This is a genomic window from Citrobacter sp. Cb041 (assembly GCF_030336655.1).
In the GTDB taxonomy this organism is placed as follows: domain Bacteria; phylum Pseudomonadota; class Gammaproteobacteria; order Enterobacterales; family Enterobacteriaceae; genus Citrobacter; species Citrobacter braakii.
On record NZ_JAOWDD010000036.1, the window covers coordinates 284,168 to 297,707 of the forward strand.

Genomic DNA, 13,540 nt, shown 5'->3' on the forward strand with positions numbered 1-13,540 from the left:
TATTATTAGATATCCTTGCTCGTGAATATATGATTTATATCCTTGAGTGAGGACACCACGAAATTAGATCTGGTCTCAAGTTTTTCTTCGGTTACAAGAATGGCAACTTCATTTGAGACTTCAGCCATTTTTTGTTTGGTATAACACTCATCCAGATCGGGAATAGTTACACCGACTTCACTGTCAACATGCGCAACACCCATAAAGTATATATCCGGGCGAATAGCATTTAATTCACGAATAGTTTCAGCACCAATTAAAACCAAAGAGTTTTTATAAAGCCTGCCCCCTAATCCTATAACCTCTACATTCTTGTAATCACTTAATAAATGCAGAATAGGGATGTTATTAGAAACAACAGTGCATTTTAAATCTTTGGGTATTAGCTTTATGAGTTCGTAGTTAGTTGTTCCTCCGTCAATTAAAATGACGCTATTTTCTTTAATTAAATGTACGGCTTTCTTTGCCAGCTTTACTTTCTCACTGGTGTTCAGATCCTGCCGGATATTAAACTCAGTGATGGCAGGCCCGACGCGTATTGCGCCACTATGAACACGATGAATTACTCCTTGATTCGCAAGCTCATTTAAGTCGCGTCTTATGGTGTCCTCAGAAACCTTAAGACGCTCACTTAATTTACTGACAACAATCTTTTTCTCTTTCTCAAGTATTTGAAGAATAATATCTTGTCTTGCCGCTTTCATCGTAATGACTCATTTTATTCAGAGAATAATGAGTATATCTTAGATGTTTAGCACTTGTAAAATATATTCTATGGAATTAGCGGTTCGTAATGCCTGAACATTCTTTTCTTCAATGCAAATTAAGGCGATTTTATTTAACAAGTCCATATGTTCGCCTTCTTTACCCGCGATACCTATGGTTATATAGGCAGTATTTCCATCACCAAAGTCTATACCGTCAGGAAACTGTACTAAAGAAATGCCTGACTTAATGATTTCGCAATCTGAACCATCCGTACCATGTGGTATTGCTAAACCATTGCCTAAATAAGTTGAAACAATCTCCTCTCTGAGTTTCATTCTCTGAACGTATTTATCTGTCACATAGCCATTCATTCTCAGAATATTTCCAGTAAGGGTTATAGCTTCAAATTTATCGTTGGCATGTGCATTAAGAATAATGTTCTCGGGGATAAAGATGTCACTCATGCTGGCACCTCTTCATGGTTTTCATGATTATGCGATTTTATAAACGCAACTGTTTCGTCATAATCACTCAACTTAATAAAGTTATTAACGGTCATAAACACAGTATCGGTGTTTTCACAGCTTAATTTTGCGCGCTCAAGGAGCCCAGATAAAGTAATTACCATATCGTAGTCTCTACCCACTCGGTTTGCTGAATCGTTAATAACCTTAATATAGCCGAGCCCTTCTTCTTGTAGTCGTTTACGTAGAACAGAAGCGCCCATTGCGCTAGAACCCATCCCGGAATCACATGCGACTAATATACGTTGCACCTTTTTTACGCTGGTATTGGATAAGCCCGGGACAAAATCAGCCACAGATTTAACCTGACGCCCGCCGACAGTCACTGGGCTTTCATCATCATCTTCTGAACCGGGGCTGATTTTAAGTATTAACCAGCCCAGCGCGCATGACACGATAAATCCTGCGCTGATGGACACCAGATTGGCAACGATGGCGCTTTTCGGCGTCATCATGGCGATAGCGATTAAACTGCCTGGAGATGCAACGCCGATCAACCCGCCTTCCATGATGACTTGTAAGAATAAGGAGACGGCAAGTCCTCCCATTGTGGCGAATACCAGTAATGGATTTGCCAGCACAAACGGAAAATAGACTTCACCGATCCCCGCTATACCTGCAATAAACATCGCCATCGGTGCTGTTTTCTTCGCGCGTCCACGTCCAAACAGGGCTATCGCCATTAATGTTCCGAGCAGTGGGCCATTATTGGTATCCACCAGGAACATGATTGATTTACCCAGTTCGGGAACCTGGGCGAAACCAATTGGTGCGAGAATGCCGTGGTTAACCACATTATTCAGGAACAGAACCTGAGCGGGCGCCATAAACACGGACAGTAAAGGGAGTAAATTATTGCTGGTACACCAGTTTACCCCTGACGTGATAATGACAATCAGCAGGCGGATAACCGGCCCAACGGTCATATAGGCGAAAATAGCGCATATCAGGCCAATAATTCCGAGACTGAAATTATTGACGAACATTTCAAATCCCGGCTTAATTTTGTCCTGCACTTTTTGGTCAAATTTCTTCAACAGCCAGGAAGAGAGTGGCCCCATGACCATCGCCCCACTGATCATCGTGATTTCGGACCCGACAATAACGCCCATTGTCGCGAATGCAGCAATGACCCCTCCACGTTGACCGTGGATGTTATATCCTGCGGTATAGCCAATCAGTAATGGAAAAAGGTAATTCAGGATTGGGCCAACCATTTCACCTAATTTTTCATTAGGGAACCAGCCATTAGGGATAAAGATGGCGGCCATTAACCCCCATCCCACAAACGCTCCCAGATTCGGCATAACCATGCCGCTCATAACTCCACCAAACTTTCTAATTTTTGCTAACGCAGGGCTATTGGCAATTCGACTGTTCCCCATGGTCGGCTCCATTCTTATATTGATGAGTGATTAATGATGCGATTTACCGCCGGTAATATTGATTACGGACCCGGTGATATAAGAAGAATGATCGGAAACCAGGAAAGAGATCAGGTCGGCAATCTCTTCAAGTTTCCCCGGACGACCAAGAGGAATAATGCCTTTATAGTCTTTATGAACATGATTTGGATCAGTTCCTCGTGTGTAAGCCAGCGCCCGGAAATTGGCTTCGCTGTTCATTGGCGTTGGTACATTGATGGCTGGCTCAACGCTAACAACGCGCACATTGTGGGGGCCCAACTCTTTCGCCCATGAAAATGTGAAGGCGTTAACGGCGGCTTTCGTTGCGGAATAGCAGCTCTGCCCGCGTGAACCCTGAACACCAGCTTCAGAAGTCATATTGATAATGACGCCTGATTCTTGTTCGACCATCTGGCGCCCAATGGACTGCGATACCAGAAAAACAGCTTTCTGGTTAACATTGACCATAAAGTCGAAATCATCTTCGCTCAGTTCATATTCTGGTTTTTCTTTAAATACATCGACTAACAGGCGTGGACGGCTGACACCAGCATTGTTGACTAAACCGTCTATATGACCAAACCTCTTTACCACTGAGGCCGTGAGCTGCTCAACTTCTGTTTTTTTGGTCACATCGCATTTGATAAAGATGATGTCGTCGAACTGGCTGAAGTTTTTATTGGGTGATAAATCGGCATAAACCACGGTTGCACCGTTGGCGTAGAGATTCTCAACCATTTTTTCACCCAGGCCCATACTGCCACCCGTCACGACCACGACTTTACCGGAAAGATCCAACCACTTTGTTGCTTGATCCATTTACGTTCTCCCATTTTTCACGATTGACTGACAGCAGCTGCCTGGGTATTTGACATTCGATGCCCGCAGCATATTGTTTACATGTTGATGCGGTTTTTTGCGTGTTTATAATCTATGCGCAGAAAAACGCATTGCCTACGAAGATCGTTGATTTTTGCGATGCTAATCACAGGATACATTTTAAATTCTTTTAATTCAGTTGGTTGCTTTGGTTTCTGGTGTTTTGCGTAAAGGATCGCATTTCTGGAGTGTACGATTGTTAATCGATTCATTAATGCGTTTATTTGCGCGTTTTCTTTTTTAATGCGTCTTTATGCGTGATTAAAATTGAGGGGAATAATTGATAAAGAAGCATGTATATAACTGATGGGGCATTGCTGGGGAGGTTGTATGGCACTGGCGACTTCCTGACAGAGTGATTGTCCGTCAGGAAGACTATGTTTACTGGAGGTTAGACAAACGGTGCGTATGGGTCAGCCATCTCAAATGCGACGGCTCTTTCCGCTTTCGGCGGATAAATCAGTTCACTGACAATCGATACTTTCAGTTTCTTCGCTTCTGCGCGAGTGAGTTTGACCTGCTGATCCCATCCTTCGGTATACACCGCGCCCCACGCGCCGAGATCCAGACAGGTGACGTACATCTCCTGACGGTACGGTGAAGGTTCTACACCTAGCAGGCTTGCAGCGGCGTTATTACCGGCAAATTTACCCAACAAAATAGCGTGCTGGCAGGTCATTAACGCATGGTTGCCTTTGTTATCGGTGGCGGCGTAGGCCACATCGCCAGTGGCGTAGATATCATCATGACCTAAGACCTGCAGATTGGCATTCACATGCAGGCGACTCTGTCGATCGCGCGGGGCGTTAATCTGTGCTGTCAGGCTATTGGCCTGCACGCCGACGGTCCAGATAACTGTTTGAGAGGCAATAACCTGCCCATCTTTCAGCGTTACGCCGCCAGCATACACGCTTTCTACTTCTGCATTTACCAACCATTCGATGCCCAGTTCAGCGGAGGCTTCGATTATCACGTCGCGTAATTCCTGGCTCCAGCGCCCGGCAGGCTGAGCACCGCGCTCAACTACGACCACTCTGGTCTTAGCATCGGCACCCAGAATCTCACGCAGACGACCAGGTAATTCCAGCGCCATCTCAATCCCGGTAAAGCCGCCGCCACAGACCACCACCGTATTGCGAGCCTCACTTTCCGGCTGTAATGCCAGGTCTGTAATGTGCTGCTCCAGTGCGGTGGCGCTCTCGAGCTGGTCGAGGTCAAACGCATGCTCGGCTGCACCGACAACGGCGTCGCGGTTAACGTGACTCCCGCTGGCGAGTACCAGGCGGTCGTATCGGCGCAGATGAATTTCTCCGTTGGCATCTTTCCAGCTCACCTCTTTAGAGTCCGGGATGATCTGCTCGACGTGACCTTGCAGGAAGTTGACGCCGGTAACGTCAAACAAGGGTTGCAGTGGGGCGACCAGGGTTTGTACGGCGCGTTCATAAAAGCGTGGGCGGACACGCAGCTCAGGCTGTGGTGCAATTACTGTAATATCAATGGCCTGCTGATGTTTATCCGCCAGTCGTGCGGCGCTTAATGCTGCCCACATACCGGCAAAGCCGGCGCCCACGATCAGAATTCGTTTACGCATTGGGGGGTTCTCTCTGGTGACTACGAATAATTTACTCGGATTTTATTTGTCGTAGTTAAGAATTGCAATGCGCTCAGGATCCTTTTTGTCCTGATGTCGTAGGGTGTTTGATTATCTATTTGATAAATATATGATTAAAGTTTTTATATAAATATGAGTTGTGCTGCTGTCTGGAATGAATGAGACGAAAAAGCTACAATTAACTCAGATTCATTTTGGCTGAGATAAGAGAATGGCATTTTACAGTTCCGGGGTTGAGTACGGCATTCATAGCCTGATGTGTATGGTCGACAGCAAGGGCGACGCGCGGGATATGAGCGTGCGGGAAATTGCCGAGCTGCAAAGCGTGCCGTACGACTACCTGGCGAAAATTTTCACCCGTTTGTCGAAAGCGGGCCTGGTGCGCAGCATTGAGGGAAAGGGCGGCGGTTTCCAGTTGGCTAAACCTGCTGAACACATTACGGTGCTGGACGTGGTGAATGCCATTGATGGCGATAAGCGCATCTTTGAGTGTCGTGAAATTCGCCAGCGGCTGGCGGTATTTGAGGAGCATCCGCCGGAGTGGGCCTGTGAAGGCATTTGTGGTGTGCGCTCGGTAATGGATATGGCTCAGCAGCGAATGGAAGAAGCGCTCGGTCAGCATACGATTCTGGATTTGGCGCGCAAAATGTACCGCAAAGCGCCGGACACTTTTGTGGTCGAAGTTCAGGAGTGGATTAACGCGCGCAAAGGGTAGCGATTGAAAATGCCCGGTGCTCATCCTCGGTGAGAAGCGCTTTCCGCTGGCGTGATAAGACCGAAGTCTTAATCAACGCAATATCGTTCATGGTCATGTCCATGCATGATGACCTGTTTGTATAAACTACGCTCTTACAATGCAGGACTTAAAAGGCAAAAAAAACCGCGATGTGACTCGCGGTTAATGTTAAAAAAAGCTTATTTACTGCTATCTGGCGTATTAATCATTCGGTTCAGCCAGGGCACCATAATCGCCATCACCACCGTGACAGCTAGGGTGACCAGGCCTATCTTACTGAAGACGTTGGTGTAGATCGGCAGAGTTTGCAGCGGGTCGGTGATGTTCTCCGGTACGGCAGTAAACGTGGCGACATACCCGCCCATCAGGAAGGCGGCGGCTTGCGTCAGGAACCACATCCCGAGAATAAAGCCCATCAGGTGCTGCGGCACGAGAGCGGCGACCATCGCCAGTCCCAGGGCACTAATCAGCAGTTCACCCAGGCTCTGGAACAGATATACCAGCACGATAAACCACGGCGATGTCAGCCCCTGCGCATCCGCAAACCACATCCCGGCAGCTGCGGCCGTCAGGAAGCCCAACGAGCACAGGAACATACCGAGCGTAAATTTCATCGGCATAGTCAGGTCTTTGCCTTTGTTTCCCAGACGGGTATAGATCGCGGCCAATACCGGACTTGCCAGCACCACCCAGAACGGGTTCAGCGCCTGGAAGCTCACTGGGTTAATGGCGAAACCGAGAATTTCATGGTGCACGTTATTGATAGCAAAGAAGTTCAGCGATGTCGGCATCTGCGCGTACAGCACGTAGAACACAACCGCTTCCAGCATCAGGATGAAGGCCACGAACATCTTGTTGCGCCCGGTTTTATCCAGTTTGAATGCCTGACGGAAGAAGATGATAGTCACGGCAATCGACAAGACGATCAGCACCAGGTTGGCAATCTGCACGTTGTGCATCAGCCAGGCGCAGACAAATACCATCACTACCGTACCGGCCAGCACGTACAGCAGATTACGGAAATTCAGCGGCTTATGGTCTGGCTCAGAACCGATATTTTTTACCATCCCACGGCAGGCAAAGTAGACCAGCAGCGCGACGATAAGCCCGGCTCCGCACAGGTTGTAGGTCACCGCGTAGCCAAACTTATCGGCAATCACCGGCGCCAGCGACAGCGACAGCAACGAACCGATGTTAATCGACATATAAAACAGGGTGAAAGCACCGTCCAGACGGGCGTCTTTTGGTGGATAGCATTTTGACAACAGGCTTGCCGGGTTGGCTTTAAACAGCCCGTTACCGACGGCAATGGTACCCAAAGCAATAAAGATCAGATCGGGCTTGAGCAGCGACATCCCGGTCATGAAGTAGCCGATTGCCAGCACAATGGCACCGAGAACCAGCGTGCGCTTGGTGCCTAACAGGTGGTCGCCGACGTAGCCGCCGATCGAGATCAGGCCGTAGACCAGCGCAGCAAAGGCACCAAAGGTGACAAATGCCTGTTCCTGTGAAAATCCTAGCTGCTTAACAAAGAATACCGCCAGGATGCCCTGAACGCCGTAATAGCCAAATCGTTCCCATAATTCTACAAAGAAGATCATGAAGAACGGACGAGGTTGCTGCAGCAAGCCCGTAGGTGCAGTTTTATTCATATTCCATCGCCTTTCAAAGCCATCCCGAAAAGTATGAACGCGTATGCTTAAACGCGCCGAAAAAGTCTTATTTTGTTATAGACTGCGGCTATTAGCCGCTAGAGTAGAGTATTATAGAGATGGTTTTCGATCCAATTAGTTGATCACACTAATTATGATTTGTTTGTTGGATTGATGTACTAATTGTGTCCGAATGATAAAAACAAAAACGCCCGCACAGGCGGGCGTTTACAGGCTTAACTACTTGCAGCAGGCCGGGCTATTTCCCGGCGGCAAGCATTTATGCTTCTTCGTCGTCACGCAGCGGAACAATCAACATGTCGACGTGGACGGTGTTGATCAGTTGGCGCGCGGAGGACATCAGTTTGCTCCAGAAATCCTGGTGGTGACCACAAACGACCAGGTCCATGTCGTATTTTTTGATGGCATCAACCAGAACCTGACCCAGGTCGCCGCTACCGCTCAGGGTTTCGGTGATAGGGTAGCCTGCGTTGGTGGACAGCTCGGTTAACGCGTGGTGGGTTTCTTCAGAAATGCGTTTCTGCATGTCGCCCAGATTCACGTCGATAAGGCCGGTGTACAGGTCGGAATAGTTTACGTCAACGTGGATAAGGGAAACTTTAGCATTGTAAGGCCGCGCCATAGAGACCGCTTTTTCAACCAGAACTTTGCTTTCCGGAGAAAGATCAACCGCGATAAGAATGTGTTTATAAGCCATAGTGTTACTCCTTCCATAAGTTGTCGATGACTAGCCTGCTGGCGTTTCTCTGCCGCCGCGTCATCCGCGTCCTGCGAACCTTGTGCGCGGGGCTAGCCCAGTCGTAAAAACGTACCATATAAGGACTATCCTTACATTATAGCGACCAGAATAATCCGTCAATCCGCCTTGCTTGCCAAGCAGTTAAACAAATTTTTTAGTTAATTGCATTGATAGCGATTAACCTTCTGGCAAAAAAATTAACTAATCTCCTACACTATCTAGAGGGGCGTTCGAATGCGTGATACTAATACGAACGGTTTCTTCAGTACTCTTCACTGAATGGTTTGGCAGGGTATCGGGGAGCGGTAGTCCCGGAAAGGAGTTCCGTGGGCGGGTCGCCGGGGAGGGGGTATGATAAGCACCATTGCATTGTTCTGGGCTTTATGTGTCGTTTGCATTGTTAATATGGCGCGCTATTTTTCTTCGCTACGCGCACTGCTAGTGGTACTTCGTGGTTGCGATCCATTGCTTTACCAGTATGTAGATGGAGGGGGCTTTTTTACCTCGCATGGGCAACCGAACAAGCAGATGCGTCTGGTGTGGTATATCTACGCTCAGCGTTACCGCGATCATCATGATGATGAATTTATTCGCCGCTGTGAGCGGGTTCGCGGTCAGTTCATTCTCACCAGCGCGCTATGCGGCCTGGTGCTAATCAGCATGGTTGCGCTGATTATCTGGCACTGATTCCAACGACAGATACAAAAAAAGCGGGCCAGTTTCCTGACCCGCTTTTTTACCGCGCATTCGCTTAGATAAGCTTCAGGGAGAGCCAGTACAGCCCGCCGGAAAGAAGAATTGCTGCTGGCAGGGTGAAGACCCAGGCCATCAGAATGCTGGTCACCGTTTTACGCTGCAAACCGCCGCCATCAACAACCATCGTTCCCGCAACGGAAGAGGAGAGAACGTGTGTGGTGGAAACGGGCATACCGGTGTAGCTGGCAAGACCGATAGAGACTGCGGCGGTCATCTGCGCCGACATCCCCTGGGCATAGGTCATGCCTTTTTTACCGATTTTCTCACCGATAGTGGTTGCCACGCGACGCCAGCCAATCATCGTACCAATACCCAGCGCCAGTGCGACGGCCATAATGATCCAGATAGGCGCGTACTCAATGGTGCTCAGCATGTCAGATTTCAGTTTCTTCAGCAGACGCTGATCGTCAGCGCTTACGCCAGGCAGCTTAACCACTTTATCGGTGGTATCAGAGATGCACAGCATAATACGGCGCAACTGACCACGCTGTTCGACGCTTAACTTGTCGTAGGTTTCCAGGTTCGCCAGCATACCTTTCGCACGTTCCAGCGCGTTGATGGTATTCGCCGGGTGGCAATGGAACTCGGTCGGTGTCGCTGGTGCCGCGTCCGTCGGGGACGGAATCAGCTGGTCTACGCCTGTGGCCTGTTTAAGCAGGTCAGGGCGCTGCTGGAAGAAGACTTCGACGTTATTGATTGCATCGCGGGTACGGGTAATTTCGTAACCGGAAGCATTCATATTCACCACGAAACCTGCTGGCGCTACGCCAATCAGCACTAGCATCACCAGACCAATGCCTTTCTGACCATCGTTCGCGCCGTGGGAGAACGCCACGCCGATAGCGGAGAGGATCAGTGCAATACGCGTCCAGAACGGCGGCTTTTTCTTTCCGTCTTTCTTTTCACGTTCTGCCGGCGTCAGGTGGATACGGGCACGTTTTTTCGTACCACTCCAGTAGCGGCGCAGAATGAAAATAAGACCACCTGCAACCACCAGACCGACAATGGGTGAGATGATAAGCGAGGCAAAAATACCGATAACTTTCGGGATGTTAAGTGCATCCACCACCGAGGTGCCGTTCATCAGCGCATTGGTTAAACCAATACCGATAATGGCGCCAATCAGCGTGTGGGAGCTGGATGCAGGCAGACCAAAGTACCAGGTACCCAGGTTCCAGATAATTGCCGCCAGCAACATGGAGAACACCATAGCGAGGCCATGTGACGATCCCATATTAAGCAGCAGATCCGTTGGTAACATATGCACGATGGCATACGCCACGCTGAGACCGCCCAGCAAAACACCAAAGAAGTTGAACACCGCAGCCATGACCACCGCCAATTGCGAACGCATTGCACGGGTATAGATCACAGTTGCGACAGCATTGGCTGTATCATGGAAGCCATTGATTGCTTCGTAGAACAGCACGAAAGCCAGAGCAAGCAATAGTAAAAGCCCGGTATGTAAATCCAGGCCAGCAAACAAATGTAGCATAGGACGTTACGCCATTTTGAGGACATGAACGCGGCGCATTATCAGTGACTTTGGCGGCGCGGGCAAAGTGAAATATAGAGTTTTTTTGATTTGTCTCCTGCTTTGTTTTACACCACTAAAGAATTATCCTATATATTTCAGATAAATACCCTTTATCGGTAGTTTGGTGCTGGTGCGACCACTGAGGAATCTTTACAATTCACTCCCGCTTTTTAGAGAGGATCGCAACGTGGAAAGGTTTGATACCGTTATTATAGGCGCTGGCGCAGCGGGTATGTTTTGTGCCGCGCAGGCAGGACAAGCAGGTAGTCGCGTACTGCTAATTGATAATGGTAAAAAGCCCGGGCGCAAGATTCTCATGTCTGGCGGGGGCCGCTGCAACTTTACCAACCTTTATGTCGAGCCGGCTGCGTATTTGAGCCAAAACCCGCATTTTTGCAAATCGGCGCTGGCGCGTTATACACAGTGGGATTTTATCGATCTGGTGGGTAAGCACGGTATTGCCTGGCATGAAAAAACGCTAGGCCAGCTTTTCTGCGATGATTCCGCCCAGCAAATAGTCGATATGCTGGTGGATGAGTGTGAAAAAGGTAACGTAACTATGCGGTTACGTAGCGAAATCCTGAGCGTTGAGCGAGATGGTGACAATTTTATCCTGGAATTGAATGGGATGAGTGTCGGCACGAAAAAGCTGGTTATTGCCTCCGGTGGTCTCTCTATGCCGGGTCTGGGCGCGACGCCGTTTGGTTATAAAATTGCGGAACAGTTCGGCCTGAACGTTTTGCCTACGCGCGCAGGTCTGGTGCCTTTCACCTTACATAAGCCGCTACTGGAGCAGCTTCAGGTGCTCTCTGGCGTATCCGTTTCTTCCGTTATCACCGCCGAGGACGGCACCGTATTTCGTGAAAACCTGCTCTTTACGCACCGCGGGCTTTCTGGTCCGGCCGTGCTGCAGATTTCCAGTTTTTGGCAGCCAGGTGAATTTGTCAGCATTAATTTGTTGCCGGATGTTGACCTCGCAAGCTTCCTCGATGACCAACGTAGCGCACACCCTAATCAAAGCTTAAAGAACACCCTGGCAATGCAGTTGCCAAAGCGTCTGGTGGAATGCTTACAGCAGTTAGGGCAAATCCCGGATGTCTCGCTGAAGCAGCTTAATGTGCGCGATCAGCAAACGCTGGTTGAGACGCTGACCGAGTGGCGGGTGCAGCCGAACGGTACGGAAGGGTATCGTACCGCTGAAGTCACGTTGGGCGGCGTCGATACCAACGAGCTGTCATCGCGCACGATGGAAGCTCGCAAAGTGCCGGGACTCTACTTTATCGGCGAAGTCATGGACGTCACCGGTTGGCTGGGTGGCTATAACTTCCAGTGGGCGTGGTCGAGCGCCTGGGCATGCGCGCAGGATTTGACACCTGCCTGACCGTGGTGCCCGACAACCTGGGCTGCCGGGCGTTATCATTAGTTCAGACCAAGAAAATACTGGGCGATTTTAAAGTAGATAATCAACCCAGTACCGTCGATAAGCGTGGCGATAAACGGGGCGGAAACCACGGCGGGATCAATGCCGATACGCTTGAGCACCATGGGGATCACTGATGACACCACGGCGCTCCACAACGTAATGCAAACCAGCGTCAGGCTGACGATTAGCGTGATTTCCACTCCGATACCCATCATCCACGCGCGCAAGCAGCCCGCCAGACCCAGCGTCAGGGCGATCAGCAGCGAAGTTGAAACTTCTTTGCGGATCACCCGACCCATATCGCGCAGCCGCACTTCTCCCAGCGCCATTGAACGTACCAGCGTTGAGGTGATCTGCGTACCGCTGTTGCCGCCAGTACCAATTAATAGTGGAATAAAAAAGGCCAGTGCAATAGCAGATTCCAGCGCCTCTTCAAAATGTTGAAGAACGCTGCTGGTATAGGCTTCTGCGACAAAAAGTAGCAGGAGCCAGACAGAACGTTTTTTCCACAATGTCCACGGGCTAATCTCCAGGTAGGGTTTTTCCAGCGGCAACGTTGCCCCCTGAAGCTGAACATCTTCGGTAACATCATCTTCCTGTAGATGAGCGATCTCTTTTTCCATCAGACAACCGACCAGCTCACCTTTCTCAACGACAGCCACCAGATCGAGTTCGCGTTCGGCTAACTCGGCAACGACCTGTGCCCGTTCATCATCTGGCTTTACATGAAATAAACAACTGTCCGTAAGATGGTTGATGTTCAACGATGTATCTTTTTCCTGCAATAAGCGCTTGATGGATAACACCCCGCGCAGCGCTTTTCCAGCTACAACAAAGACCTGGCCTGGAATATCATCCGTTGTGAGCTGGGAGACAAAGTATTCACGAGCGCCGTTCACGCTGAGATGATCCGGCAGGGTAATAAAATCGGTGCGCATATATTGCGCGATAGCATCGCCATTGAAATCCGGCATAGGATGATGGGCGGCGCAGAGTGGCATAGATGACATGGTGTAATTCCCTATAAAAATCTCTCATAGGGGCGAACAAGACAGGGTTAGCGCAGGCGGATCCCTACGTCCTGGTTTTAGCACTGAACAACGTATCTGCCCGATGGTGAAATCGTCAGAAGTTACCTTGGCAACACCTTGATTCGATGGATGCCTGTATTTCCCTGAGTGGCCTCTCTCGATACCAGCAGGGCGGTAACTTGTATTTGTACAGGAGCCTCGCCATAACGAGATCGGTAAATGAGCCACTATTATAGCGATGTCTAATTATTGATTATGTTTATAGTTGTGAATGTTTATCAATCGTTGATATACGAAATATTCCCTGTGCCAGAGCGCGATAGGGCTGAAGTGGAAACTACAACCGAATAGACATATTGAATCCAGGTGTTAGTATTCAATAGACAGCAGTTATGAGTATGCGTGTTTCATTTCCGGCCAGGAACGCTGATGATGACAACATTACTACCCGATTTCACAGCATTTTCGTCATTCACTTCCTGCGCGGCGCAGGTTGCCTTAACGCCTGTCCGCTCT

General features: G+C 49.2%; 12 protein-coding genes and 1 riboswitch. Of the genes, 3 read left to right on the forward strand and 9 right to left on the reverse strand.

Annotated features, from left to right (window positions below; all coding sequences use genetic code 11):
• Positions 1–5 precede the first annotated feature (5 nt).
• The 5 genes from OGV52_RS10050 to OGV52_RS10070 all read right to left on the reverse strand — a co-directional run bounded on the left by OGV52_RS10050 (position 6) and on the right by OGV52_RS10070 (position 5,108).
• Positions 6–704, reverse strand: coding sequence for a DeoR/GlpR family DNA-binding transcription regulator (locus tag OGV52_RS10050; protein ID WP_049283126.1), 699 nt, complete (start codon positions 702–704; stop codon positions 6–8).
• A 39-nt stretch (positions 705–743) separates the two neighbouring features.
• Complete coding sequence (locus OGV52_RS10055) at positions 744–1,172, reverse strand: PTS mannitol transporter subunit IIA (RefSeq protein WP_047501384.1); 429 nt, start codon at positions 1,170–1,172, stop codon at positions 744–746.
• Positions 1,169–2,617: a PTS transporter subunit EIIC gene (locus OGV52_RS10060; protein ID WP_016157692.1), complete on the reverse strand. Its 1,449-nt coding sequence runs from the start codon at positions 2,615–2,617 to the stop codon at positions 1,169–1,171. Before OGV52_RS10060 ends, OGV52_RS10055 begins: the two co-directional genes overlap by 4 nt.
• Positions 2,618–2,647: 30 nt before the next feature.
• Positions 2,648–3,457 carry a sorbitol-6-phosphate dehydrogenase subunit gene (locus OGV52_RS10065; RefSeq protein ID WP_016157691.1) on the reverse strand — a complete coding sequence of 270 codons (810 nt, stop codon included), beginning with the start codon at positions 3,455–3,457 and terminating at the stop codon, positions 2,648–2,650.
• A gap of 451 nt (positions 3,458–3,908) precedes the next feature.
• Positions 3,909–5,108, reverse strand: a complete 1,200-nt coding sequence (locus OGV52_RS10070; RefSeq protein WP_287108448.1) for an NAD(P)/FAD-dependent oxidoreductase — start codon at positions 5,106–5,108, stop codon at positions 3,909–3,911.
• Positions 5,109–5,340: 232 nt separating this feature from the next.
• Between OGV52_RS10070 and OGV52_RS10075 the strand changes: the two genes are divergently transcribed.
• Entirely contained in the window at positions 5,341–5,844 is a 504-nt protein-coding gene (locus OGV52_RS10075; RefSeq protein ID WP_016154877.1) for an RrF2 family transcriptional regulator, read from the forward strand.
• A gap of 200 nt (positions 5,845–6,044) precedes the next feature.
• Here the strand turns inward: OGV52_RS10075 and dtpB are convergent, their stop codons facing one another.
• Both dtpB and uspA read right to left on the reverse strand, forming a co-directional pair.
• Positions 6,045–7,517 (reverse strand): dipeptide/tripeptide permease DtpB, encoded by a 1,473-nt coding sequence (gene dtpB, locus OGV52_RS10080; protein ID WP_016157689.1) that lies wholly within the window; start codon positions 7,515–7,517, stop codon positions 6,045–6,047.
• A 280-nt stretch (positions 7,518–7,797) separates the two neighbouring features.
• Positions 7,798–8,235 (reverse strand): universal stress protein UspA, encoded by a 438-nt coding sequence (uspA, locus tag OGV52_RS10085; protein WP_003023368.1) that lies wholly within the window; start codon positions 8,233–8,235, stop codon positions 7,798–7,800.
• A gap of 393 nt (positions 8,236–8,628) precedes the next feature.
• Here uspA and uspB point away from each other — a divergent pair, with 393 nt between their 5' ends.
• Positions 8,629–8,964: a universal stress protein UspB gene (uspB, locus tag OGV52_RS10090; RefSeq protein ID WP_003023371.1), complete on the forward strand. Its 336-nt coding sequence runs from the start codon at positions 8,629–8,631 to the stop codon at positions 8,962–8,964.
• Between the two features lie 64 nt (positions 8,965–9,028).
• Here the strand turns inward: uspB and pitA are convergent, their stop codons facing one another.
• A complete protein-coding gene (pitA, locus tag OGV52_RS10095; RefSeq protein ID WP_016154875.1) occupies positions 9,029–10,528 on the reverse strand; it encodes an inorganic phosphate transporter PitA in 1,500 nt (499 codons plus the stop codon).
• A gap of 229 nt (positions 10,529–10,757) precedes the next feature.
• On the opposite strand from pitA, the gene OGV52_RS10100 reads away from it, so the two are divergent.
• Positions 10,758–11,951, forward strand: a complete 1,194-nt coding sequence (locus OGV52_RS10100) for a BaiN/RdsA family NAD(P)/FAD-dependent oxidoreductase (protein WP_287108449.1) — start codon at positions 10,758–10,760, stop codon at positions 11,949–11,951.
• 38 nt (positions 11,952–11,989) lie between these two features.
• Here OGV52_RS10100 and OGV52_RS10105 read toward each other — a convergent pair whose 3' ends face one another.
• Positions 11,990–13,003: a magnesium transporter gene (locus OGV52_RS10105; protein WP_016154873.1), complete on the reverse strand. Its 1,014-nt coding sequence runs from the start codon at positions 13,001–13,003 to the stop codon at positions 11,990–11,992.
• Between the two features lie 55 nt (positions 13,004–13,058).
• Positions 13,059–13,242, reverse strand: a riboswitch (M-box (ykoK) riboswitch).
• Between the last annotated feature and the right edge of the window lie 298 nt (positions 13,243–13,540).